General features: G+C 43.3%; 20 protein-coding genes and 2 pseudogenes. 2 read left to right on the top strand and 20 right to left on the bottom strand.

The features are described 5' to 3' along the window. Positions 1-388 precede the first annotated feature (388 nt). A complete protein-coding gene (locus JI665_RS23430) occupies positions 389-835 on the bottom strand; it encodes a CBO0543 family protein (protein ID WP_244671302.1) in 447 nt (148 codons plus the stop codon). Then, positions 768-1,895 (bottom strand): DUF2515 family protein, encoded by a 1,128-nt coding sequence (locus tag JI665_RS23425; protein WP_244671301.1) that lies wholly within the window; start codon positions 1,893-1,895, stop codon positions 768-770. The genes JI665_RS23430 and JI665_RS23425 overlap by 68 nt, the downstream gene beginning before the upstream one ends. An 80-nt stretch (positions 1,896-1,975) precedes the next feature. Between JI665_RS23425 and JI665_RS23420 the strand changes: the two genes are divergently transcribed. Further along, a complete protein-coding gene (locus JI665_RS23420) occupies positions 1,976-3,850 on the top strand; it encodes a prenyltransferase/squalene oxidase repeat-containing protein (RefSeq protein WP_206844784.1) in 1,875 nt (624 codons plus the stop codon). Between the two features lie 188 nt (positions 3,851-4,038). Here JI665_RS23420 and JI665_RS23415 read toward each other — a convergent pair whose 3' ends face one another. The 18 genes and pseudogenes from JI665_RS23415 to JI665_RS23330 all read right to left on the bottom strand — a co-directional run bounded on the left by JI665_RS23415 (position 4,039) and on the right by JI665_RS23330 (position 26,228). Further along, positions 4,039-5,583, bottom strand: a complete 1,545-nt coding sequence (locus JI665_RS23415) for a BCCT family transporter (RefSeq protein WP_206844779.1) — start codon at positions 5,581-5,583, stop codon at positions 4,039-4,041. Positions 5,584-5,850: 267 nt separating this feature from the next. Then, positions 5,851-7,293: an aldehyde dehydrogenase family protein gene (locus JI665_RS23410; protein WP_206844777.1), complete on the bottom strand. Its 1,443-nt coding sequence runs from the start codon at positions 7,291-7,293 to the stop codon at positions 5,851-5,853. 21 nt (positions 7,294-7,314) lie between these two features. After that, a complete protein-coding gene (locus JI665_RS23405) occupies positions 7,315-8,370 on the bottom strand; it encodes a homoserine dehydrogenase (protein WP_206844776.1) in 1,056 nt (351 codons plus the stop codon). Beyond that, entirely contained in the window at positions 8,360-9,607 is a 1,248-nt protein-coding gene (locus JI665_RS23400) for a M20 metallopeptidase family protein (protein ID WP_206844775.1), read from the bottom strand. The genes JI665_RS23405 and JI665_RS23400 overlap by 11 nt, the downstream gene beginning before the upstream one ends. Positions 9,608-9,636: 29 nt before the next feature. Further along, entirely contained in the window at positions 9,637-10,839 is a 1,203-nt protein-coding gene (locus JI665_RS23395) for a cystathionine gamma-synthase family protein (protein ID WP_159863011.1), read from the bottom strand. A gap of 14 nt (positions 10,840-10,853) precedes the next feature. Then, positions 10,854-11,858, bottom strand: coding sequence for a cyclodeaminase (locus JI665_RS23390; RefSeq protein WP_206844774.1), 1,005 nt, complete (start codon positions 11,856-11,858; stop codon positions 10,854-10,856). 16 nt (positions 11,859-11,874) lie between these two features. Then, positions 11,875-13,062, bottom strand: a complete 1,188-nt coding sequence (locus JI665_RS23385; protein ID WP_206844773.1) for a M24 family metallopeptidase — start codon at positions 13,060-13,062, stop codon at positions 11,875-11,877. Positions 13,063-13,451: 389 nt separating this feature from the next. Beyond that, on the bottom strand, positions 13,452-15,164 hold the full coding sequence (locus JI665_RS23380) for a PucR family transcriptional regulator (protein ID WP_206844771.1): 1,713 nt from the start codon (positions 15,162-15,164) through the stop codon (positions 13,452-13,454). Between the two features lie 308 nt (positions 15,165-15,472). Next, positions 15,473-16,492 carry a hydroxyectoine utilization dehydratase EutB gene (gene eutB / locus JI665_RS23375; RefSeq protein ID WP_206844769.1) on the bottom strand — a complete coding sequence of 340 codons (1,020 nt, stop codon included), beginning with the start codon at positions 16,490-16,492 and terminating at the stop codon, positions 15,473-15,475. A 169-nt stretch (positions 16,493-16,661) separates the two neighbouring features. Beyond that, positions 16,662-17,101 (bottom strand): annotated as a pseudogene (locus tag JI665_RS29170) (CaiB/BaiF CoA transferase family protein); the annotation flags it as partial. 341 nt (positions 17,102-17,442) lie between these two features. Then, on the bottom strand, positions 17,443-18,255 hold the full coding sequence (locus tag JI665_RS23365) for a sugar phosphate isomerase/epimerase family protein (protein ID WP_206844767.1): 813 nt from the start codon (positions 18,253-18,255) through the stop codon (positions 17,443-17,445). Continuing rightward, on the bottom strand, positions 18,242-19,432 hold the full coding sequence (locus JI665_RS23360) for a dihydrodipicolinate synthase family protein (protein WP_206844765.1): 1,191 nt from the start codon (positions 19,430-19,432) through the stop codon (positions 18,242-18,244). Before JI665_RS23360 ends, JI665_RS23365 begins: the two co-directional genes overlap by 14 nt. Then, entirely contained in the window at positions 19,404-20,594 is a 1,191-nt protein-coding gene (locus JI665_RS23355; protein ID WP_206844764.1) for a Gfo/Idh/MocA family protein, read from the bottom strand. The genes JI665_RS23360 and JI665_RS23355 overlap by 29 nt, the downstream gene beginning before the upstream one ends. Before the next feature lie 325 nt (positions 20,595-20,919). Next, positions 20,920-22,188, bottom strand: coding sequence for a TRAP transporter large permease (locus JI665_RS23350; protein WP_206844763.1), 1,269 nt, complete (start codon positions 22,186-22,188; stop codon positions 20,920-20,922). Continuing rightward, the gene (locus tag JI665_RS23345) at positions 22,185-22,706 is read right to left on the bottom strand and encodes a TRAP transporter small permease (protein WP_206844762.1); all 522 of its coding nucleotides are present in this window, start codon (positions 22,704-22,706) and stop codon (positions 22,185-22,187) included. The genes JI665_RS23350 and JI665_RS23345 overlap by 4 nt, the downstream gene beginning before the upstream one ends. A 166-nt stretch (positions 22,707-22,872) precedes the next feature. Continuing rightward, positions 22,873-23,901: a TRAP transporter substrate-binding protein gene (locus tag JI665_RS23340; protein ID WP_206844761.1), complete on the bottom strand. Its 1,029-nt coding sequence runs from the start codon at positions 23,899-23,901 to the stop codon at positions 22,873-22,875. Positions 23,902-24,018: 117 nt separating this feature from the next. Continuing rightward, on the bottom strand, positions 24,019-24,867 hold the full coding sequence (locus tag JI665_RS23335; protein ID WP_206844760.1) for a helix-turn-helix domain-containing protein: 849 nt from the start codon (positions 24,865-24,867) through the stop codon (positions 24,019-24,021). A gap of 496 nt (positions 24,868-25,363) precedes the next feature. After that, positions 25,364-26,228 (bottom strand): annotated as a pseudogene (locus JI665_RS23330) (SDR family oxidoreductase). A 158-nt stretch (positions 26,229-26,386) separates the two neighbouring features. Here JI665_RS23330 and JI665_RS23325 point away from each other — a divergent pair. Next, the gene (locus JI665_RS23325) at positions 26,387-26,773 is read left to right on the top strand and encodes a winged helix-turn-helix transcriptional regulator (RefSeq protein ID WP_206844758.1); all 387 of its coding nucleotides are present in this window, start codon (positions 26,387-26,389) and stop codon (positions 26,771-26,773) included. Positions 26,774-26,805: the final 32 nt, after the last annotated feature.

Raw genomic sequence — 26,805 nt, 5'->3', positions numbered from 1 at the left:
AGCCTAACGCAAAAGTAAGGGAAATATATGTACCGACATAAAGTAAAACCTCCGTCATGATTCCTCCCCCAATGATTTTGACTTGATTTTCTTTTTAGACGGGTGTATTCTCGCTGCTAAGGATTGTCAAATCGTATTAAACCTGAACGTGCTTAGCTGTTTTCATCTCCCTCCTTCTTAAAATAATGTCATTATATCAAGTGATTTTTAAAAATATGTCGAACAATTGGTTCTTCACCGATTTGTAAATAGAGTGTTAACTTCCTTTAATAAATCTCATTTTTGTATTCTAACTGACAAATAGTTGTCTATTTTTTCCGATGACAATAAGAACGGATTAATTGATTAACGAAACAGAAAAAAGCCTATTTCCACATAGGCTTTTTGATCATTGTTTCTTGCCATTCATCCAACTGTGAAAAGCAGAGATCAATCCAATAAATAAACTGTATCCCACAAAGGTATAAAAATGATGCCAGTTTTCTGCATGGACAAACAGTCCTATATCCTCTGCCATTCTTTCCAGGGCTGCCATTGCTAAACTGATGGACAAAACAACCATCCCTTTTAGCCAGCCATTCAGGTTTTTCATGATTTTTAATAAAGGAATCATGAAGCTCGGAAGGACTGCCAGGGTGAACAGAATATTGATTGAAAAGATGGCTGCGAATGGCCGGATCGGGAAGTAGTACATTCCCTTCCCGATAAAATAAAGATCTAAGTATGTGCCTAATAACGATGCCAATAGCATGGCAGGCATATAGCTTCTAATTCCAGACGGCTTTTTTGGCAAGGGCTGCGAGCTCGAGCCTTTCAAGTGTTTTACAGTATGCATGCTGGATCTCCCCATTGATCATATCGTCTAACTCCAGAAAATACTCTAATACGTGAGAATCTCTAAACCAATCCCCTGATTCGGCTTCAGGCTGGATCACATTTTTCCAGGCCGTTTCAAGGCCTGGGCTATAAATCCTTCTTCCCCCCGGCCGCAGCTGGCATGATTTTAATTGAAACTGATATTGCTCGCCTGGCAGTCCTTCATGGATATCATTGAAAATATGCGGCCAATAATCCTTCCTTGAACCGGTATGGGGGTGAGCATAAGCCCATTGTTCTGTTAGGGCAAGCTCTTCTTTGTCCTTAAACAGGACATCATACAGCTTTTTTCCTAATAGGATCCGTTCATGAAGCGATTCAAAATGATTCAATGTCTGGCCCTTCATATGGGTAATGCCATTCTTTTCATAAGGAAAAAGGATGTGATTCAAGGACAGCAGCTCCTGCAGCTTAAATTCAAGCTTTTGAAAAACCTCTTGTTTATATAGCGGATTTTGAATCACCCTTTTTTCTAAGTAGCTTTGTTCATTTATGACAAGGGCAATGGTGATAAGGTAAGGGTCGGGCTTCCTCCAAAAACAGCTCCAGACCGTTTCCATGAAGACGGAAATATTAAGGAACGGAAACAGGAAAAATAATGGCTTATTTCTTTTCAGGCTCTCCCGGTAAATCAAAAATTGCGGATAGGCATCCTGAAAAATGAGCCAATTCCCTCTTTCCAGAAAGGAAAAGAAGGAATGTTTTTCACTCTCCGGCATTAATCGGGACAGAATCTCCCCTTTTAAATCGGTCATATTCCAGCCGCCATTACGGGAAACCATATGTCCTAAAAACGCCCAGTGGATTTCCGGATGCTGCCGGTAGAAATCAAGATAGGCTTTTGTCCTGGTGACATTATTTAGATTCCAGCCCATTGTCTCCCGTTTAATATAGCCGAGGATCCCCTTCTCCTCATCTGAAAGATGGATCGATTTTTGAGTTCCTGTCCTTTTCTTTAATTCTTCCTTTAACCAGCCCATCGGGGACTTCCCTTGTTTCTTTTGAAAAAAGATGAGCATCCCCTCCTCCATGAATTCTCTTTCAGCCATATGAATATGTATCTAAAGGATCCAATTTACTTGAGAGGAATGTGCATGAAATGACTGATACGATTTCCGGCATTAACGATCTCATCACCCTATTAAGAAAAGGCCAGTCTCCTGATGGTTCCTGGAATTATCCATTTGAAACCGGCATTTCAACAGATGCTTATATGATCATTTTATTAAGGACACTGGAGATACATGATGAAAAATTAATACATGGGCTGGCAGCGAGGATCATAGGCAAGCAAGAGGAAAATGGCGCCTGGAAGATTTTCGAGGATGAAAAGGATGGAAATGCCACCTCCACTCTGGAGGCTTATTACGGGCTTCTTTATTCCGGCTATGTTCAGAAGGAAGATCCCAGGATGAAAGCTGCCAGGAAATTTATACGGGAGCATGGCGGAATGGAAAGCGTAAATGTTTTTACAAAAATTATGCTTTCCACTACGGGACAATATCCATGGCCAGAATCCTTTCCGGTTCCCGTTGAGATTATGCTGCTCCCATTATCCTTTCCTTTAAACTTTTATCAATTTTCCGTGTACGGGCGTGTGAATTTAGCTCCGATTTTGATTCTGGCAGAAACAAAGTTCAGCATCAAAACGAAAAGCAGCCCTGACCTTTCAAATCTGCTATTAACAAGGTCAGGAGCAGTTTCATGGGAAATCCAGCCAGAATACCGGTCATTATTATCATTCATCAAAGAAGGAGTTGAAGATCTTTTAGGACTGTCTGAACAGTTTCACTCATTGGCTATGGACCGGGCCAAAAAATATATGCTCGAGCGGATTGAACCGGATGGAACATTCTATAGTTATTTCAGCTCAACCTTTTTAATGATTTTTGCGCTCCTGTCTCTTGGCTATGCCAAGGATCATCCAATTATAAAGAAGGCGGTCGCAGGACTAAAATCGCTCAGGACTGATATCGACGGTCTTCCCCATATGCAATATGCTAACGCCAGTGTCTGGAATACTTCGCTTATAAATACCGCTCTCCAATTAGCCGGCCTTTCGCCAAAAGATCCTGCTGTAAAGAGAGCAAACACCTATCTGCTGAAGCGGCAGCATGATCAGTTTGGGGATTGGGTCATTCATAATCCGATTGCTTTGCCGGGCGGATGGGGCTTTTCCGACGTAAACACCCGCAATCCCGATATAGACGATACCACTGCTTCGTTAAGAGCGATCGCCAGAAGTGTGGAGGGTGATTCAGTCAATCAGGAAGCCTGGGATCGGGGCATTCAGTGGCTATTATCTATGCAGAATGAGGATGGCGGCTGGCCATCTTTTGAGAGGAACACCGAGAATCCATGGCTCGGCTTCCTGCCAATTGAAAAGGGTGAATATATGTTTGGAGACCCAACCTCTGCCGACCTGACCGGGAGGACGCTGGAGTTTTTGGGGAACTATACAAATCTGCCAGCTGATGACCCCTTATATAAAAAAGCGGTTAACTGGCTGTTGGACCATCAGGAACAAGATGGCTCCTGGTATGGCAGATGGGGCATTTGCTATATTTATGGCACGTGGGCAGCCGTAACCGGGCTTTGCGCGGCAGGGCTTTCAAAAGACCATCCTTCTATCCGAAAGGCCTCTGATTGGCTGAAGGAAATTCAAAACCAGGATGGCGGCTGGGGGGAATCCTGTTTGAGCGACAGCGAAAAATCATATGTTCCTTTGAATGCGAGTACCTTAACAGACACGGCATGGGCACTGGATGCCTTAATTGCAGCCGAGGACCACCCGACAGAAGCAATTCAAAAAGGAATTCATTACCTGACCCATTCAATCAATAAAAAGGATTGGACGACAGCCTATCCAAAAGGGCAGGCTATGGCAGGAAGCTTTTACATCCATTATCATAGCTATCGGTACATTTTCCCCCTTATGGCTTTGGCGAATTATCATAGGAAGTTTGGTCAATGATAAGAGGTTGCAATTCCTGTGAAATCTGAATAACTTCATTTAAAACCTTCCTACAAAAAAAAAACACTATCCTTTCCATGATATTACAGAAAGAATAGCGTTTTTTGGTTAATGGGGTAATCATTTGTTCACCGCTTGAAGGGCATGTTATAGGACACTCTTTAGAAATTGAATTTTTCCACCAGTTATTACTGGGCTTTCTGCAGGGGAACCGATTTGGCTTGTCCTTTTGCTTCTTTTCTCTCCCTGGACAATGATTTATAGAGCGATATGCTAATAATGCCCAATATGATCGTAAAAGGAAGAGCTGAGACCAAGGAAGCAGTTTGCAGCCCTTTTAATCCGCTGCTGGCAATTAACACGGCAGTAATCCCGGCCATTAATACTCCCCAGATCACTTTTACCATGTTGGATGGATTCAAATCCCCATCTGATGTCATCATGCCCAGAACGAAAACCGCTGAATCCGCCGAAGTTACAAGGAATATGACGATTAGGACCAGCATGATCACTGATAACAATGTGTATAATGGAAACTCCTTTAACAGAACGAAAATGGCAGTTGTCACATCTTGCGAAACAGCTTCGGATATGGCGGTACCCTGGAATAAATCCATGTATAATCCCGTTCCTCCGAAAATGGCCATCCATACAAACCCAATAGCTGGAGGGACAACCATTACACCTATTACAAATTCCCTGATCGTTCTCCCCTTTGAAATCCGGGCAACAAAGGAACCGACGAAAGGAGACCAGGCAATCACCCATGCCCAATAAAAAACTGTCCAATCCTGAACCCACGTTTCACCTGTGTATGGGGTCAAATAGAAGCTCATTTCCATAAAATGCTGGATATAGTCGCCGATGGCAAGGACGAAGCTTTCAAATATGAATACGGTGGGGCCCCTGAACAGGAAGAACACCATTAAAGCAAGGACCAGGATCATGTTGGTATTACTCAAAATCTTAATCCCTTTATCAATACCGGTTGTAGCTGAAACAAGATAAAGGGCAAGCATGATGCCAACAATGCCGATTTGCACCCAAGGGTTGTTTGGAACTGAGAAGACATAGTTCAAGCCGCCATTAATTTGCAGGACACCCATTCCCATCGAGGTGGCAATTCCCGTTACCGTTGCAATGACAGCCAGTATATTAACTGCTGACTTCAGCCTTTTTCTTTTTTCGGGGTGATTTGCGCTTAATACTTCGCCTACAAGAACCCTCCTTTTATGACGGTATTGATAATAAGCAAGAGCCAGTCCGACAATGGCAAAGACTGACCATTGATGAATGCCCCAGTTAAAAAAGGAATATCGCATGGCTACCCGTGCGGCTTCTGCTGATTGCGGCTCTACTCCAGGAAGCGGTGGAGAAGAAAAGTGAGACAGCGGTTCTGCTACACCCCAGAAGACAATTCCTACCCCGAAACCTGCGCTGAACAGCATACTGATCCAGGCAAATAAGGAATATTCGGCTTTTTCTCCATCCCGGCCGAGTTTTATGTTTCCATATTTACTAAAAGCAAGGTATAAACAGAAGAAAACAAAAAGAGCTACACTGAGTAAATAAAGCCATCCAAATGATTTACTTGTAAAGTTAAAAACAATAGAGGCATTTTTAGCAAGACTATCAGGTGAAAAGGCTCCCCAAATGGTAAAAAGTCCAACGATTATGGCTGAGATTTTAAAGACTGGATTGTTATATGAAGCGCGGTCCCGGTTTTTCTTCAAAATAAAATCCTCCTTATTAAATCTTTCTTTTATATGGCTCTATCAAAGCATTGATTTAGCACCTGTGTGCCTGATGGAAGTTTGATAGGTTTTTTTAATATAAAGCCTGTCTGCATTTCATAGGTATATGAATGTTGTTGAATGACATAAATTATGACTTCAGCTATCTAAAAGGAAAGGAAGACCCTCCGGAGCAGCCGGATTGTTCTTCCTCATACGATATTCAGGCAGCTTGATGGCTGTCTGGCAGTATTAAATTAAAAATTTCTAATAGTTCGATAATTTAAAGCAGACTACTTTCGGTTCTGTCATCTCCTGAATGGAGAATTTGATTCCTTCCCTGCCTAACCCTGAATTTTTCACACCGCCAAATGGCATCGCATCAATGCGGTAGTCACTGCTGTCATTGATCATTATTCCGCCTACATCCATTTTGGCAATGGCCTTATGTGCTTTTTCGATATCCCTGGTAAATATTCCGGCCTGCAAGCCATAATTTATGTCATTCGATTTACTGATTGCTTCATCAAGACAAGATACTTGGTACAAAAGTACAACCGGACCAAAAATTTCTTCTTTCGCAATGGTGCAATCTTCCGGAACATTTTCGAGAACAGTAGGAGAGTAAAAAGACCCATTCCTTTTCCCGCCTGTTAATACGGCTGCTCCTTTTTGTTTCGCTTCATTAACCATGTTTTCAACCCGGACAGCCTCTTTTTCCGTAATAAGCGGCCCCATATCCGTCAGTTCTGATTGCTTATCCCCTACGCAGTATTGATTTGTCCTGGCAACGAATGCCTGTTGAAATGCCTCATAAACGGAATTCTGGATATACACTCTTTGGACACCGAGGCAATTTTGCCCTGCTGCCCAAAATGCCCCGGAAACCGTTGATTCAACAGCCTCTTCTAAATCAGCATCCTCCAGCACAATGACAGGAGAATTGGACCCCAGCTCCATACTTATCTTTTTTAATCCCGCTTTCCGGGTAATTTGTTCCCCGGCGTCCAGGCCTCCAGTAAAAGTAATCATTCGCACAGCAGGATGGGTAACAAGAACATCCCCAATTTCGCTTCCATAACCAGTGATGACCGATAACACTTTAGGCGGCAATCCGGCCTTTTCAAAGGCTTCAGCGATTAAAAGGGCGCTGAGTGGTGTCACAGTAGCGGGCTTTACGATAATGGCATTCCCGGAAGCAATGGCAGGACCCACTTTATGCGCTACCAGATTTAATGGATCGTTAAAAGGTGTAATGGCTCCTATAATACCAATCGGGAAACGGCGGTAGTATCCCAGGCGGTTTTCACTCCCGGGCATTTGGTCAAACGGAATGGTTTCTCCATGAATTCTTCTTGCTTCTTCTGCACTGATCCGGAAGGTCTGAATGGCTCTTTCCACTTCCTTTGAAGCTTCCCGAATGGTTTTGCTTCCTTCCCTTGCAATCGTTCTGGCGTATTTTTCTTTTCTGGCTTCAATGTAGTCTGCAGCCCGATTAATAATCGCCATTCGCTGATGAACAGGCAGGGAAGCGGCAATCTTCGCTCCCTTTTTCGCTTCTTCAATACAATTCAGCATATCTTCCTTCGAAGCTGCCGGTACAGTATCAATGATGCTGTTATCCTGCGGATCACGAACTTCAATTAATCTTTCGCCTGTCGTCCATTCGCCTGCGAGAAACATATTTTGTCCGGTTAATTGAGTGGTCATGCTTATTACCGCCTTTCCGTTTTAGATTGAAACAAGCTGCCTTTGTCGATGAATGGAGATTAAGTCAATCAGGAGGGAGAATCCGGTTTCTATTTTCCCAGCTCCTGCTCCGCTTAAAGTGACTGTGCCCAATAAATCGCATTGATACGTAATGGCATTGACAGCTCCTCCAATGGAAGCTAAAGGATCTGTATCATCCAGCTTCTCAGGAGCGATCGAGGCAATCACCTTTCCGTTTTCTTTTTTGGCTTTTGCAATGAGCTTCCAGGTCTTCCCTTCTGCCTTCGCCTTTTCAATATCGTTCAGCGTGATGCCTGTAATGCCCTGGCATTCCACTTCCTCGACTGATAAAGGAGCATTCATGACATGGTTGGAAAGAATGACAATCTTATATCTGGCATCATAGCCCTCTACATCACTTACAGGATCTGCCTCCGCATAGCCGAGCTCCTGGGCCTCTTTTAATGCCGCTTCATACGAAACGCCCTCCTCCTCCATTTTGGTCAGGATGTAGTTGGTTGTTCCGTTCAATATGCCGCGTATTTCCGTAATCTCATTCCCGGCCAGAGTAGCTGCCGGCATTCGTAATGCTGGTGTGCCACTCATGACTGTGCCCTCAAATCCCCATTGGACATTATGTTTTTGTGCCAGCCGGGACAGCTCCTGGTACGCAAGAGCAACAGGACCTTTATTGGTCATCACCACATTTTTTCCTTTTTCAAAAGCAGCTTTGCAATGCTCTATGGCAGGCTGCCCGGTTTTGACATCTGTATAGGAAACCTCTACAACCGTATCTGCATTGGTTTCCCGGATTGTTCGGATGCTGTCCCATTCCCTGATCAGCCCCGGTGTTTCCGGATAATTTTCCAAACTCCCGGTTTCCTGCACTACTTGCAAAACGGTATCGATATCCAGGCCGCCCGGATGGTAGATCGACCCTTTCATCAAATCGGAAATAGCCACAATTTCAGCTTCAAATCCTTCGTTCTGTTTCAGGGACTGCTTTTTATCACGGAGAATCTCCGCCAAGCCCTGGCCAACAACCCCAAATCCTATAAACGCCAACTTATGTGCCAAGCATCTCCACCTCCAAATTCTTGTCTCTTTGTACCTGCGGTCTCTTTTTTAAATACGTGCCCGCTGTTTGTGCCAAAATGGCTGTTCCGATCGGCAAACAGGCTTCATCCAAATCAAAAATTGGGGTATGAAGATCGCGCTGCTCTCCCTCTCTTGGTGCACAACCTAGGAAAAACATCGATCCCGGTATTTTTTCAGTCACATAGCCAAAATCTTCCCCGCCAAGTCCAAATGGGCGCCTTGTAATTCCCATGCCTGGATATGTCTGTATAATGGCGTCCGTTATCCATTCATTGACGGCAGGATGATTTTTTAAAGCCGGCTCCCCATTTTGGATGCTCATAGAAAAAGTTCCCCCCAGATGCCCCACTATAGAAAGCGCTTTCTTTATTTCAGATGCCAATAACTCACGGATTTCCGGTGTATAGCTCCGAATAGTGCCCTGAATAACTGCCTCAGTCGGAATGATGTTGCTTGCTGTACCTGCATGGATTTTGCCTATGCTGATTACAGCAGCATCCAGCGCTGAGACTCTCCTTGCCGTAATTCCATACAGTGCCTGCATAACCGGCCCAAGCATCCATATAGGGTCTGTGCCAAGCTCCGGGTAAGCTCCATGGCCGCCGGAGCCATGAATTTTCACTTCAAATACATCTACATTAGCCATGCTGTAGCCATCGCTGATTTGAACTTCCCCGACGGGTAGCCACGGGCAGACATGTAGGGCAAGGGCCGCGTCAGCCTGGTCATAAGCCCCTGCTCCGATCATGTAAGGCGACCCGGAAAGTCCATTTTCGTCAGTACTCTCCTCTGCCGGCTGGAAAATGAACTTAACCGTTCCTTTCAATTCGCCCTTTTTAAATTGGTCAGAAAGAATGGAAGCTGCTCCGAGTAGAATGGAGGTGTGTGCATCATGGCCGCACGCATGCATCACACCCTCCGTATTGGACGAATAGCCTGTTCTATTTTCCTCCATAATCGGCAAGGCATCCATATCAGCCCTCAGGGCAATGACTGGTCCATCACCCGAGGTCAAAGTGCCGACCACTCCTGTTTCAAGACCAACTCCTGTTTCTACTTCGATTCCGCCTATTTCCTTTAGCACCTCCGCAACAAAGCGGGAGGTCCCGAACTCTTGAAAGCTGAGTTCGGGATGCTGATGAAGATGACGGCGCCATTCTACGAGACGTCCAGCCAGATTATTCGCTTGCTTAACGATAGGATGATGTTCTGACATCCTCTCTCACCTCGATCGGAACTAGTAATCTACTTTACTTGCAATACACTTTCTGCATGGCTGAATGCCTGCTCAAAGTCTGCAATGATATCCTCAATTTCTTCAATACCGCAGGAGACGCGGATTAATCCTTCCGGAATGCCTACAGCAGCCCGCTCCTCAGGAGTACATTCCACATGGCTGGTTGTTCGGGCCGGCCCTACTGTTGTTTCAACAGCGCCTAAGTTGGCAGCGCGGTTGGCGAATTGCAATTTTGGCAGCAGGTCACGGACAGTATCGACTCCGCCTTTAACAGCAAAGCTGAGCATCCCGCCAAAATCCTTCATTTGCTTTTTGGCAATATGATGGTTTGGATGTGTTTCCAACCCTGGATAATAAACCGATTCCACCATATCTTTTGTCTGCAGGTATTTGGCAAGCGCCATCGCATTTTTACATTGTTGGCGGACACGAAGGTGAAGCGTTTTCATTCCGCGGATCATCAGGTAAGCTGCCATCGGATCCATTGTGGCACCGTTGATTTCACGATAATGATAGATTTTTTCTACTAAATCATGCGGACCGCATACGACTCCGCCAAGTGCATCGGCATGACCGCCGAGGAATTTTGTAGCACTGTGGATAACCAGATCCACACCAAGTTTAATAGGGTTCTGATTCATTGGCGTTGCAAACGTATTATCTACAATCACGATTGCACCGGCTTCGTGTCCTGCTTTTGCCATGCGTTCGATATCAGTAATCTTAACGGTTGGATTCGTCGGTGTTTCAAGGTAAAGAATTTTACACCCTTTGGCCACTTCCGCCTCGATCTGCTCATGATTACCCGTTTCACAAAGAACTACATCGATTTGCTGGCGCGGCAGGAATTCCGTGAAAATCTTATTTGTTCCGCCATAAGTGTCCTTCATGGATACAATGCGGTCTCCCGGCACCAGGAACGTCGATAATGTATTGCTGATGGCAGCCATGCCTGTCGAGAAGCTTGTTGCTGACTCGGCGCCTTCGAGGATTTTTACTTTATCTTCAAATGACTGTACCGTTGGATTTGTATTTCTTCCGTAAATATGGCCTTTTTTCTTTCCAATCGCTACATCATACCATTCATCCATATCATCATAGCCATATGCCACACTGAGTACGACCGGCACCTGGGTAGCTCCATGAACCAAATATTCCTTTTCCCCAGCCCACACTGCTTTTGTACCTGCCTGAACATTTTCTTTTACCATACGATCACTCCTTCTCAGTTTTTTAATGCCATTTTTTTGTTCTCAACAATCAATCCGATTTCCCGCTTGACCAATTCAGTGTATGCAAACAGGGCGATGACAGTATCCTGGACTCCTGTACCAGTTAAATCACAAACCGTAATCTCTTCGTCATTTACCCGCCCGCTCAGCTTTCCGGATGTTAATTGACCCAGTTCAATAACATGCGATTCATTCGTTAATATTCCTTTGTCAAGTGCGTGATGCAATTCTCCAAGCCTGGCACACTGTGCTTTTGTATCGCAGATAAGCTTATCCGCCCGGCCAAGGACTTCAGCTTCAAGCTCCTGCTTATGCTCAGCATCTGATCCCATTGCCGTGATATGAAGTCCGGGATGAAGCCATTCCGCTTTGATCACCGGTTCTTTTGCCGGAGTCGTCGTAATGACCGTATCACTATTACGGACTAAGGCTTCGGCACTCTCAGCCACTTGGACCTCAATCCCCAATTCGGCGGACATATCCACGGCATACTTTCTCGAACGATCCTCTGACCTGGAATAGACCAGGATTCTTTTAAAATCCCGTACGAGTTTTAGTGCCCTTACCTGGTACCTCGCTTGGCTTCCTGCTCCTATTACGCCTACTGTTTCAATGTTTTTACGGGAGAGATAGTTTGCTGCAATCGCTCCCGCTGCGGCTGTCCGTACCTCGGTCAAATAGCCGTTATCCAGCATTATTGCCTGCGGGATGCCTGTTTGAGTGCTGATCAAGAGCATAAGTCCATTTCCGCTTGGAAGTCCCAGCTTATAATTATTGAAAAATCCGGAAGATACTTTGATTGCAAACATGTCTTCCCCTTTTACATAAGCAGTTTTGACATCCACTTCCCCATTTTGGTCGTGCAGGTCCACACGCATAATCGGCGGCATGACGGCTTCATCTACTGCAAGTTTCGTAAATCCTGCTTCCACAATAGCAATCGCTTCATTATTCAGCTGCACATACTGTTTAAGTTCCTGTTCTGTAAAAATTAGCATCCTTCCGCTTCACCTCCTAAATTTTTGAAAGTGATGCTTCTTTTATATATAAGTGCCTTGGGAGTTCTGCAAATGTTTCGCATCCATTTTCGGTTACCCTGAATGATTCACTTGCTTCGAAACCGTATTGATCAAGCCAGATACCCGGGATCAAATGGAATGTCATATTGGGCTGAAGGATGGTTTTATCTCCATTGCGGATGCTCGCTGTATGCTCACCCCAATCTGGAGGATAGTTCAGACCCATGGAATATCCAAGACGCGATTCCTTTATAATTCCGCTTTTTTCAATCGATTTTTTCCATGCTTCCTCAATTTCTTCGCAGGCAATCCCTGGCTTAATCATATCCAGACAAGCGTTCAAGCCTTCGACAACCACTTCCGAAAGTGCTTTGATTTCTTCGGAGGGCTGGCCGATATGAACGGTTCTGGCAAGTGGGGAATGGTAGCGCTTATAGCATCCGGCCAACTCCAGGATCACAAGCTCGCCTGAATTATAACGCCGGTCCGTCCAGGTTAAGTGCGGTGTGGAAGTTCTTTCTCCAGATGGGAGAAGAGGCATGATTGCCGGGTAATCCCCTCCGAATTCATCCGTGCCTGTTATTTGTGTATGAAAGATTTTCGCTGCCACATCACATTCCCGTACACCTTCATTCACCAGCTCAATTCCTGCTGCCATTGTTTTCTCCACAATTTTGGCTGCTCTCTTCATATACTCGATCTCTGTATCGGACTTTATAATGCGGACCCAGTTCACCAGCAGGGATGCATCCCGGAAACTAGCATTTGGAAGTCCTTTTTTCAGCTGCTCGTAGCATTTTGCAGTGAAATAATAGTTATCCATCTCAACACCAATGAAACGATTTTGCTGTCCGATTTGCTTTAAGATTTCTGCCACAAAATCCATTGGATGTTTGGTTTCAGATTGTACATAATCGTCAGGATAGGGAATGATGTTTTCATGATAAAGCCATGTCGTTACCTTGGCTCCATTTGCATCCTGCCCCCTGCCAATCCAGATCGGCTGTTCCTCATCAATGATGATGACAAGCATTTGATGCACGTAGAAGGACCATCCGTCGTAACCGGATAAATAATTCATATTAGCGGGATCCGTAATAAGCAATACTTCAATCCCTTCTGCTGCCATTTTTTCTTTTGTTTTCAAGATTCTCTTTTTATACTCTGCTGTTCCAAATGACATGGTGGCGCTCCCTCCTACCAAACCGGTATATAATTTTCGGGTATTTAGTTTGTAGGTTCATTATAGTGTCAGGGTAAGAAATCTATCATCCGCAAAATTGTATGAAAATTCAAATTTTATTTTAGTCAAATTAGCGAAAAATTGAGAATTATATAGCTTTAAAGTCTTAATAAGAAATTTTCCTTAAATAGATTGATGGTCAAAAATGGATGCTGATTTAGCATTGTATTTGATTGGAGCGGATGGTTCGTGACTCTCCTGTCCAAGGGGTCCAACAGCTGCAGAGAGCCTGTGAAGGGCAGGGCCGAGGTTTGTGAAGTTTAAATGAAAAAAAACTGCGGAAAAATCCATAAAGGATTTTTGCCACAGTTCTCTTTTTTTCAATAAAATTAATCTTGACCTGCCATAACGGCATGTTCTCCTATTTTCCAAATCTTTATGCTCAGATCCAAAAGAAATAAATCATCCGGATCAATAAGGGATAAACCAGTCAAAGCTTCAATCTTCCTTAGCCGGTACAGCAGGGACTGCCGGTGAAGATTTAGCGATCTCGCTGTCTGACTTACATTTCCATGAAATTGATTATAGGCGATGAAAGTGCCGATCAAATCCATGTGCCGCTGCTCGTCATATTGTACAAGAGGCTCAATAGTTGACATAATGATTTCTTCCATCTCTTTATTGCCGGCCAAATTTAACAGCACTCTGTCCACTCTGGTTTGCTCATACATCATCCGCTGCCCGGGACCCTTTTTCCGCCGCCCGATGCTTAAAGCAGTGCCTGCATGACGGAAGCTTTCCCCAAATCCTAAAATTCCTTCAAACGCATTGCCGATGCCCCAGGATATGACAACTTCAGGAAGCAGATTTCCCAGGCGCCGTTCTACAAGATCAAGGAAATTTGTAGCGTTTTCATTTCCCTTTACCCCAGTAGTTTCCAGGAAGATGACAAGCTGTTCACCCTGATAGGTCATCAGCATGTCCTTTTTAAGAGACTGGGCGGCATAGTAGATTTCTTCTTCGATATATTGAATCATGCTTTCAAGCCAATGTTCATAGGAATCATAGTCCTGCTTGCGCTTTTGGAATAATAATTTCATATTTTCCGGATACCCGACAATACACACATATGGGAGTTTAAGATTATATCCCAGCAATTTTGCCCTTGTATCGGCTTGTTCAAGTGATAGGAATTCGCCCTTAGAAAGCTCATGGACAAAATCGCTGCGAAGGCGCATTTTTGTCTCTTCAATGGCATTTCTCCTTGAAAGCCAAAGAGCAATCGTAGTTGCAGCATGCTCTAACACGTTAACCCGAAAAAGTGTGAGAAAGGATTCGATTGATTCGGAACTGGGAACCAATACAAAAATATAGCCTTGTGGATTGTCGGCTACCTGGAGCACCGGAATTTGAAAAACGATCCGGTTTTCTATCTTTATCATTTGGAACTTTTGAAACATAGGGTCTCCTTTTAATAGAGTGTTTTCTGCCCTTGATGGAAGAATTCCTTGCAGGACATATGTTTTCCACTCCTTTATAAAGGATTGTGTGTGGATGCTTTTTTCCTGATGAGTGCCGGATCGGTCTGTAATGACGATCGGGTACCCAATATGCTTTTCAACGAATTTTGAGATTTCCTTCAGATCGGTGTCTTTTAGAATGAGCTTAAGAAGTTCCTGCTGAACCTTTTCTGATTTTTTACGCTCTTTATATTCGATGTCATTAATTTCTTTCATGACCGATTCGATAATACTGGAAAAACGGATTTCCCATGGAATCTCAATAATAATAAAATTATTCTTTTCGGCCAGTTCAATGACCTCAGTGGGAATATCAAAAATGTATCTTCCCAAAGCGACCATCAGAGCGGAAGCGTCGGAATCGATCACATCCTGAACAAACCTTTTGAAAGTTTCAGCATCCTCCCCGCAGCCAATCCCCGTCGTCAATACCGCTTCATTTTTTCGGACAAAGTTCTCCACCGGCATTTCGATGGCTGAAATCCATTGGATTTTCCTTTTTTCAGCATATTCCTTTCCGGTAACAATCTTGGCACTATTGAGAATCTTGTATTCCAGTACATCTTTAACTGTTAATCTCATGTTGGCTCCCCTCTGAACACCTTAAGATTAATAATATAGAAGACTTTTATTATAGGAAACCATATTCAGATAGCAACGTCCACTATTAATTTTACGCTTTTCCAGTTTATATTTTAGCAATATAACAATTTCAGTATATTTCCATATTAAAGGGAACGGATGGTGTACTATAGACAAAGCTTTAATCAAGCTTTCTTAAATGCGGAAGCCCTAACTGAGGAGAACTTCAGTGGCACTTATATTTATAGTCATCTTTCGATCACTCCTTCACCTGAATAAATCTAATACAATCAATTTCGGCAGTTATATCATTCATTCTCTTCATTACTGATAGCATAATCTTGAAGTATCCGATGAATGACAGAAAGATCCACATTTTGTCCGCTGATGATTACAGCAACGTCCCCCTCCTGCCGGGGAATTTTCCCGCCTAAAACCGCTGCAACTCCAGTAGCTGCTGCTCCCTCCATAATCATTCTGTGCTTATCTATCATAAAAGCCATGGTGTATGCAATCTCCTCTTCAGGAATCAGATAAGCGTTATCCATGTATCCTTGAACCATACGGAAGGTGTAGCTGTTATCCAGACCGATTCCGCCAAGCAAGCTGTCTGCAAGAGTCTCACTCTCTTCAAGCAATACCGGTTTCCCTTCTTTTAAACTCTCATACATTACAGCGGATTTTTCCATACAAACACCTGAAACCCTTATCCCTCTGTCATTTGATTTTAATGCGAGCCCAATCCCTGAAAGAAGCCCGCCGCCTGAAAGGGGGACAATCACATCTGTTACATTAGGAAGTTCCTCCAAAATTTCCAAACCAATCGTTCCCTGTCCGGCAATCACATGGGGATCATCGAACGGCTGGATCACAGTAAGCCCTTCCATCCTCTCCAGCTCATAGCATCGTTCCCCGGCTGCATCCTGGCTGTCACCGCAGATTTCTATTTTGGCTCCCAGCCTTTTTAATGAATCGACCTTAGCTTTTGGGACACGGTTTGATAAGCATACAACTGCCTCAATTCCAAGCTTTTTTGCCACGTACGCAACAGCCATACCATGGTTCCCTGTTGAATAGGTAGCGATTCCCCGTTCTCTCATTTCGGGACTTAAACTCAAAATTTTATTCGCTGCCCCTCTGACTTTAAAGGCGCCAATTTCATGAACATTCTCCAGTTTCAAAAAAACCCTCCGGCCCATTTTTTCAGACAGGATAGCCGATTGAATCAATGGTGTCTTATATACCAGGGAAGAAATTCGTTTCTTTGCTTCCCAAATATCGCGGATGGAAATATCTATTCTTTCCTTTACAGTTCTTGAATGCATCATGTTCCCCTCCTTAAAAGAGTTTCCTTGATCTAATAGTAGTTCGATATTTCAGAAAATTCAATTGTCCAAAGTGCCAATAAAAAGTGGGATTTTTTCATACAAAGTTTATAATACGATTGGAAATTATTTTATGGCCCTAAAGAAAACGATAACCCTCTTTTTTGCTCCTCATTTCTTCTCCTATACTCCCAAAGCCTGGTTTATCTCTGTAAGGTCCATCCTGGCCATATCCTGAGATTCTTATTAATATCAATCCTGGATTTATTTGGCATAAATCTTCATATCCCAGGCCCCATTTTTCTAATGTCCCTGGCCTGAAATTCTCTACGACGATGTCACATGACCTCACTAATTCCTTATAATTCCCTGGCCCTCTTCAGATTTTAAATTGATTGTGATGGACTTTTTATTGCGTGACTGAACCTTTCACCAAAGTGAGCTTCCTTTATAGATGTGTCTCCATTCTCTAATGGGATCTCCCCTTCCCGGCGGTTCAACTTTTATGACCTCTGCACCGAACTCAGCAAGCATTCTCGTTGTGAATGGTCCGGCTATTAACTGACCCATCTCTAACACCTTCAAACCTGATAACGGCTTTTCAAATTTCATTCTTTAACCTCCTTGTACCTGTTACACTTATTGCTGCAAAAATTGTGCCAATTTAAAATAGCCAGGATAAATGACGATTTTTAAACTTGATCGCCTGATGGTATTTCCAATTTGAAATATTTTAGTTTCGATTTTGAACTGCCATGAATTTGAAGAAGATGGCCAACTGGACTTGGAAAGGTCCAGAAATTGCCTAAATGATAACCTCGTAGAGGTCTGCAATTCTCTCTGTTATTGCATAATTTCCCACAAAAAATCAAAAAAGGATTCGGAATGAGACTTTTCCGAACCCTTTTGGTCTTTTTAAACTGAAGCGACAAATATGGTCGCTTCTTTTTTTACTACACATGCTTCAAATAGCTTTCTTTCATTTGAATTAAAGTATCATCGGCAGGCTGGCTCCAGATTTGATCATTGAAAATTTCCACCTCAATGGGCCCTGAGTAGCCTGCTCTCTCTACAGCTTTACGGATGCGGCTGATTTCAATGACACCGTCGCCCATCATGCCCCGTCCCTTTAGCATATCAGGTGTAGGAACCAGCCAATCGGAAACATGGAAGCCCAGAATTCGCCCTTTGGCCCGGCTGATCTGGTTATATAAGTCCGGATCCCACCATACATGAAAGACATCGACAACGACCCCTACCTGTTCAGGCCGGTATGCTTCCGCAAGAGTGTTAGCCAGGTCCATTGAAACGACCACCGACCGTTCTGCCGCGTACATAGGGTGCAGCGGCTCGATTCCTAATTTCACCCCATGCGATTCCGCGAAAGGAACCAGCTGGGCGATTCCTTCCTCGACCATTTGCCGGGCAGATACAATGTCACGGTCAGGAGACGGCCCGCAGACCAGAACGAGAACATCCGTCCCCAGCTCGGCCGCTTCTTCCACCGCTCTTTTATTATCGTCTATTCTTTTTTGCCGTTCAGCTGCAGACCCAGCCGGGAACATGCCGCCTCGGCATAAACTGGAAACCTTTAATCCGGCATCCTTTATGAGCCGCTTGCTTGAGCTTAAGCCTAATTCCGCTACCTTATGTCTCCAGGGGGCGATCCAGGGAACTTCCGCCCGGGCACATCCCTCGATCGCTTCTTTTAAATTCCATTGCTCTGTTGTAATTTGATTCAGACTAAGACGCTCATAGTTTTCCACTTGAATATTCCTCCTGACGAATCCCGGCTAAATTCAATACCAGCTTCATTCTTTCAGCAGCAAGCTCAGGGTCCGACAGCAGTCCGGCCTGGTCTGCCAATACAAACAGTTCAGACAGATGCACGATGGACCTGGCACTCTCAGCCCCGCCAATCATGCGGAAATGGGATTGGTGCCCGTTCAGATAGGCCATGAAGACGATACCGGTTTTATAGGAATAAGTTGGCGCCTGGAAAATATGGCGTGACAGCGGAACTGTTTTTTCCAATAATGCATGATAGGATTCATAGTCATGTTCATCCAGAGCATGCAGGGCTGCAGCTGCCGCTGGTGCGATGGCGTCAAAAATCCCCAGCAGTGCATGGCTGTATCCGTGTTCATCCCCTTTAATCAATTCAGGATAATTGAAATCATCGCCGGTATACATTTTTACACCTGGAGGAAGAAGCCTGCGCATTTCAATTTCACGGGAAGCATCAAGAAGAGAGATTTTAATTCCGTCAACCTTGTCTTTGTTATCCCAAATGACATTCAGACAGACTTCCATTGCATCATCCAGATTCTTGTAGCCCCAGTACCCTTTTAAGGATGGATCGAACATATCGCCAAGCCAGTGCAGGATAACCGGCTTTGAGACCTGTCTTAAAATATTGGCATAAATCCTCTCATAATCCTCAGGGCCTTGAGCACAATCTGCCAGGGCCCTGCTTGCCATCAGGATGATTTGCGAGTTGTGCTGTTCCACAAATTCGCATTGCTCCTCATAGGCAGCCTGAACATCCGCTAAGGTGACGGATGGGCCGGGGAGCAGCTGATCTGTCCCGGCTCCGCATGCTATCCTGCCGCCTTCCGCTTTTGCCTCCGCCGCCGACCGGCGAATGAGCTCCTTTGCGTGCTCCCAATTAAGACCCATTCCGCGCTGGGCCGTATCCATCGCCTCTGCCACCGAGAGACCCATAGACCATAGATGTCTTCGATAAGCTAAAGTGTTTTCCCAGTCGATCTTTGCCTTTAAAACGGGATCGGAATCTGCAAGAGGATCACAAACCACATGTGCAGCTGAAAAGGCGATCCTGCTTTTGAAAGGGCCTTCCGGCAGGATGAAAGCTTTATGATTTCCAGCATGGTATTCATATGTCTTGCCGGTTTTATCTGGCAGAGTTAACCGTTTCACCATTCTTTCTCACCTCCAGGCTTAATTCAGGTACATCAATCCAGCGCCGCTCCTCCCACGATTTAAGCCCTAATTCAGCCAGCTGAGTCCCTTTGGCACCCTCTAGCAAATCCCATGGAAACGGTTCGTCGGCTGCAATATGCTTCAAAAATAGCTCCCACTGGACCTTGAAGCCATTATCAAATACCTGGTTATCCGGGACTGTTTGCCATTGTTCTGTAAATGTAAAAGGATTCTCAATGTCAGGATTCCAAACAGGCTTCGGTGTATTGATGCGATGCTGAATCTTGCAATCTTTTAAACCAGCTACAGCGCTTCCGTGTGTGCCATCTACTTGAATCGTTAATAAATCTTCCCGGTTAACCCGGACAGTCCAGGATGAATTTACCTGTGCAACAATGCCGCCTTCGAGTTCAAATGTTGCATATGCAGCATCATCGGCCGTGCACATGTACGTTTTTCCATTTTCATCGACCCGTTTTGGAATATGGGTTTTACCCAGGCAGGAAACAGACTCTACATTGCCAAATAGGTTGTCGAGGACATATCGCCAATGGGCGAACATATCAACAATAATCCCGCCGCCATCTTCCTTGCGGTAATTCCAGGATGGCCTCTGTCCAGCCTGCCAGTCCCCTTCAAATACCCAATAGCCAAATTCCATCTGAACGGATAGGATTTTGCCGAAGAACCCTGAATCTATCAGTCTCTTTAATTTTAATAGTCCCGGCAGGAATAATTTATCCTGCACAACCCCATTTTTCACGCCAGCTCCGTACGCCAGCTTTGCCAGTTCAATAGATTCTTCCAAGCTTGTGGCAGTAGGTTTTTCGCAGTAAATGTGCTTGCCGGCTTTTATGGCTTTCCGAATCGCATCTGCCCTGCGGACGGTTGTTTGAGAATCAAAATAGATCACATTTTGCGGATCAGCCAGGCACTCATCAAGGTCTGTGCTCCATCGGCTTATATTGTGCTTTTCAGCAAGCGTTTGCAGTTTATCCTGGTTTCGTCCTACTAAAATCGGATCCGGCATAATGACATCACCATTGGCAAGCTCCACCCCGCCTTGCTCGCGGATTGCCACGATAGATCTCACTAGATGCTGATTTGTTCCCATCCTTCCGGTCACACCGTTCATGATAATCCCAATATTTTTAACTGCCATAATTCTCTTCCTCCTTTTTGACTTTAGAGCCAAATAATTTGTTGTTTAGCTTACTTTTATTCTAAAAATTTCTGAAAGGATTATCTCATCCATATCGGAAGGCTTTTTGCAATATCGGAGATAAGAGGGGGGAAATCTATTAGACTTAGCTCTGTTAAATTTGCCTGTTGATTTCCGTTGCAGGTAGTCGCTTTCCGCGGGCGGTCCGGGAGCCTCCGCGGAGCTTTCTCACCTTCCACTCCAATCAACAGGGTGCTAAAAACTTTTTTAGATCTTTCAAAAAAAATACCGTCACTTCTCAGTTGAAGGACGGTAATTAATGAGATCATTGGTAAACAAAATCTGCTAAATAAAGAGACAGCTGTGGCACATACGTAATAACCATTAACGCTGCTATCAGCACAAATATAAACGGCATGGTACCCCGAGTTACTCCAGCCAGCGACATTTTGCTGATGCCTGATGCCACAAAAAGATTCAATCCGAAAGGAGGAGTCAGCATTCCGATTGCCAGATTGATAATCATGATCACGCCGAAATGAATCGGATCAATTCCCATTTCAAGCACTACCGGCAAAAACAGCGGGACGAGGATCAGCACTGCTGCGCTCGAATCCATGAACATCCCCACGATCAGCAGGATGATGTTAACCAGAATTAAGAAAACAACGGGATTTGATGCATACTCTATTAATGTTCCTGCGACGGTAGACGGGATCTGTTCATATGTTAAATACCAGCTGAACACCTTCGAAGCAGAAATGACAAGCATAATCATGGCAGATGTCACAATCGATCTTTTAGTTACGGCAAATAATTCCTTAATAGTCAGTTCCTTATAGATGAAAAAGCCAACGATCATACTGTATACAATCGCAACCGCCGCGGCTTCGGTAGGCGTAAATACACCAAAGTAAATGCCGCCAAGGACGATCACTGGCATCAAAATTCCCCAGATGGCAGAAACCGTTGATTTCCATAATTCTTTTCCGGTCGGTCTTGGATCTGGCTTATGTCCCTGTTTCTTGGCAATAACATAGCCGACAGTCATAAGAATCAGTCCGATGAAGATTCCCGGAATGATTCCGGCAATAAACAATTTGCCGATTGAAACTTCAGCAACAGAGCCATAGACTAAAAACGTTATACTGGGAGGAATAATGATGCCGAGCGAGCCGGATGCACACATTAATCCAACCGAGAATCTTTCCGAAAAGCGCGCTTCCTTTAATGATGGAATCATAATGCCCCCAATCGCAGCAACCGTTGCAGGGCTTGAACCCGAAAGGGCAGCAAAAAACATGGATGATAGCACCCCTGCAATTGGCAGGCCCCCGGTTGTCCAGCCGACCCATTTCTTCGTAAAATCAATCAATCTCTTGGACGTTCCCCCTGCCAGCATTAAATCCCCTGCAAAGACAAAGAAAGGAATGGCCATCAGTGAAAAGGAATCTACTCCTGAAAACATTGTTCTCGCTAATGTATCCATCGGAACATTGCTTTGAAAAATAACGATAATCGTACTTAACGCAATGGATATAGCAATTGGAACCCCCAATAATAAAAGAAGCACAAAGATAATTAATAGCATCATAGTTTTGAAGCCTCCTCTTTTGGAGGAATAACAGTTTGATTTACTGAACGTAAACTTTTCACATCCTGAACTAAAAGCTGCAGAAAGCGAATCATCATCAGGCTTGCCCCAACAGGGAGAGCGAGATATGGAATATACATCGGCATTCCGGTGGACGGAGTCACACTGCCGAATTCAATAACACTTGAAACAATCCCGCTGCCTGACCAAATTAAAAAGATACAAAAAACGATGGAAATCAGATTGGATATCATTGAAAAGATTTTTTTCCCCTTATCAGGCAAATACGTAACAAGGGCGTCCATAGTGGCATGCGCTTTTTCTCTGACGGCAATACTGCTCCCTATAAACACAAACCACACTATTAAGTATCTTGCCACCTCCTCTGACCAGGACAGCGAATAATTGAAAACATATCTGAGCACTACTTGAACGAACACAAGCAAGGAAGTAAAGATTAGGGAAATCACTCCCACATATTCTTCAAAATAGTTCAAGATATGATTGATTTTCTGCATATAATTCCCTCCTTCTTATGAAAAGCGCAAGCGCCTTGCCCACCCCCGACACCTCGAGGGGGTAGGCGCTGGAGCTAGACAGTAATCGACGTTCAAAGTTTTATACTTTCTTATTTTGTTAAAAAGAGACGGCTATAAGCCGTCCTTGATTGTATTTTTAAACATGCTATTGCGCTTCTTTTATGGCATCCAGTAATTCCTGTCCGCCTTCCACTTTCTTAAAGTCTTCATATACTTCACTTGTAGCCTCAATAAATAACTCTTTTTCTGATTCTGTCAGTTCGGTAATTTCAATCCCTGATTCCTTTAATGTTTTCATATAGGCTTCTTCATCCGCAGCAGATTGTTCCCATTGCCAATCCGTTACCTCAGCCGACACTTCATCTACAGCTTTCTGAAGATCTGCCGGAAGCTTCTGATAGAATTGCTCGCTAATTAATAATGGATAAGCCATATATCCATGACTGCTTAACGTTAAATAATCCTGGACTTCATAAAATTTCTTGCTGACAATATTGCTTAAAGGATTTTCCTGCCCATCAACCGTTTTGGTTTGGAGAGCTGTATATAATTCTGCAAAATCAATGGAAACCCCGCCGGCACCCATCGCCTGGAACTGCGAAATTAACAGCGGGCTCTGGGAAACACGCATCTTCAGGCCGTCTAGGTCCTCCGGCTGTTGAATGGCTTGTTTGGAGTTCGTTAGATGCTTGAATCCGCCGTCCCAATATCCTAATGCACGAAGCCCCTGTTTCTCCAGGTGCTGGTTGAAAATTTCACCCACTTTCCCATTTACAGCGCTTTTAACATGGTCACGATCTTTAAATAAATAAGGCAGGTCAAACACTTCAAATTGTTTAACAAAGGCAGGCAGAACGCCGGTAAAAGGAGCGTTCATCTGAATGGTTCCAGACTGCATTTGTTCCGTGATTTCCCGATCCGCTCCCAATTGGGAATCAGGAAACACCTCCACTTTGATTTGACCATCGGTACGTTCCTCCAATAGCTCTTTGAACTTTTCCGCAGCCTTCCCCTTAGCTGTTGAAGCGCTTACAACATGTGCAAATTTTATAACATAGTCCCCATTTTCCTCAGCCTTTCCGGTTCCCTCTGTTGCTGCACTATTCCCGCAGCCAGCTGTAACCATAGCAATCATCAAAATGCAAATCGAAAATAATCCCCATTTTCTTTTCATGTCCCTTTGGCCCTCCTATATAAAATATTTTTCTCTCTTGTTTACTATTTTGAATTTTCTTTCAACTATTGTCTTATGAGATTGAGAGAAAAATTCTTAATTTTGGAGATAGGCAAATTAGGAAACGGTATCTGAAACATCTGAAGGTGGCTGAGAGGACAAGCGGAATTTATTCGGTGAAATCCCCACCAAATTTCTGAAAGTACGATAAAAGGTTGATAATGTTTCATATCCAACCTCAAAACAAATGGACACGATATCCTGATCAGATTGAAGCAGCAATTCCTTTGCATGCTTAATCCTTACTTTCTGAAGATATTGCAAGGGGGTGTCATTAAATTTCCTTTTAAAAATATCATTCATGTATCTTGTTGAGATTCCGAATACAGCAGACAGACTTTCTGCCGTGATATTATTGAAATAATGCCTTTCTATGTATTCCTTCATTTGTATGGAGCGAATATCATTCGCATCCTGAACAGAAGAATAATTCTGCTGGCGCAGCAAATGAATGATAATTTCAATAAGATATACAGGCATGGACAATTTTCCAAAAAGGTCTCCATTTTTTTGTTCATATAGCATTTTTCTAATTAATGGCCGAATTTCACTTGCTGTATATAAATCGAGTTCGAAATGCCGGGAGTTTTTCTCCATTAAGGCAAGCAGCTCTTTTTGCAGGTTTATTTCCATCGAAGGTAATGAAAATGCCAGAACCAATACCGTCATTTTTGTGGTCGCTTTTATGGAGTGAACACAATTGGGAGTAATCAGCACTACTTTGTCTTTGGAAAAGTTATAGGCCTTGCCGTCAAGGGTAATATCACCTTCCCCTTCAAGAGCATAGAGAATTTGAAAATGATCATGATAATGCTCAGAAACAAACTTGCCTCTGAGGTGCTTGCTTTCATACAAATTAATTCCTGTTTCCGGAAAATCGAATTTTCTATAAAGCTTTTTGTCCATGAGGTCCTCCTTATAAAACGAGATATTTTGTGATGATATTTAATATTCTCTATATTCAAAGGTTACCCTTTAATAAATTTCGGCGAAGGAAAATGATATAAACCAGCCAATAGGAATCCAGACCTTCTTATTAAATTATCTAATCCACCGTGTTATACTTTTGAAAGCAAGTCAAATAACCCTCCAAATTCCTTTTGGAAGGTTTTTCGTAAGCTGCTGTTTTCTGCAGATAGACTGGTTTTCTTAGCCGGATTAGAAATGATGGGATTTACCAAAATCCAATATTCATAAATTGACCTCTCCTTTAATTTTTTTGTATTATTAATTATTTTTCATTTATTCGAAACACAATGAAGGCTCTAACTAGAAAAATGAACTTCATAATAGCAATGCTTAAACCTTGACCGGGATTAATTTAGACCAAATTCCTACTTCTAGTCCTTTGTAATTAAAACGACCTCCATTTATATATGAGAAGGTCGTTTTTGGATAAAATTTAATTTCCTGTTTGGGATATTTGGCTGACAATTTGGTTCAAAGCTTCGTTTATTGGTGTAGCAGGGCGACCTAATAATTTTTCTAAATCGTTACTGTCTATCTCTAATCCTCCATCTCGAATACCTTTTTGCATGTTTACGAGCATAGGAAGATAGGCTTCTGGTACTCCTGCACCTTTCATAATGTCTGCATAAGCAGCATCATCGACTTGTTGTACAGGTACTTCTTTCCCTAAAACCTCGCCTAGAGCAGAAGAAAATTCCTCTTGAGTCATTAGCTTACCGGAAAGTTCGTAAACCGTATTCACGTGCCCTTCTCCGATTAATACATTCGCTGCTGCCTCCGCTAAATCTTGTCGAAGTACCCAGCCTACTTTACCTTCACCAGCAGATGTAATCCAAGCTGCTCCTGCCATCGCGCCTTTTATGCTGTTAATTTCATTTTCAAAATACCAATTGTTCCGTAAAAATGAGTATGGGATGCCTGTTTTCAAAATAGCTTCTTCTCTAGCTCGATGAGGTGGGGCGAGGAAAAATTGGCTTTCACTTGCATTTGTTACACTTGTATAAGCAATAAACTTCACTTGAGCACGCTGAGCTGCAGATACAGCATTCTTATGCTGTTTCATGATCCCCGAACGTAGATATAATTAATAGCCGATTAATTCCTGAAAAAGCAGAATCTAATGTTTCTGGCTTATCAAAGTCACCGTATCGAACATCTACTCCACGAGCTCGCAACCCTCCTGCTTTTTCTGGATTTCGAACACTTACAGCCAACTTACTCGCTGGTATAGTTTTTAATAATGCTTCTACAACCTTTAATCCTAATTGTCCTGTCGCACCTGTAACTAATATTTTCATTTCTTTCCCTCCATTTAAAATTTTCATATTAAAATTTTCATATTTAATCATTAAGCTTAAGAATATACTATAGGTACAGTCACAATAATAAAAGTAGGCATTTTTTTATAACATAGTCACAAAAATAGTACTATTACGAGAAAGAGGGAAAACAATAAATGGCTCGATTTAATTTCCAAGGAGAAAAGCCTCCTGAAGAACTAGAGGCAGTGTGTCCTTTGACACTTACGCAAAATGTAATTGCTGGAAGATGGAAAATCATCATTTTATGGCATCTAAGCCAGCGAACAATTAGATTTAACGAACTTCAAAGGTTGTTACCTGGCATTTCAAAAGGAATTTTGACAAGACAACTGAGAGAATTAGAAGAGGATGGAATAGTTCACAGAGAAGTGTATAAAGAAGTTCCTCCTAAAGTGGAATACTCGCTAACAGACCAAGGGAAAAGATTTATCACAGTACTGGATGCGATGAAAGAATGGGGTAAAGAATTTATGAAGAAAAAAATAGAGGAACACAACTACTCCACGCAAATAGAAAAATAATAGGGCATTTAAAAAGCCTCAATAACAAAATG

Origin of the sequence: Bacillus sp. NTK034 (assembly GCF_017303275.1) — a bacterium.
In the GTDB taxonomy this organism is placed as follows: Bacteria; Bacillota; Bacilli; order Bacillales; family Cytobacillaceae; genus Cytobacillus.
The sequence above is the reverse complement of the archived record's forward strand: the minus strand, read 5'-3'. Positions and strand labels throughout refer to the sequence as shown.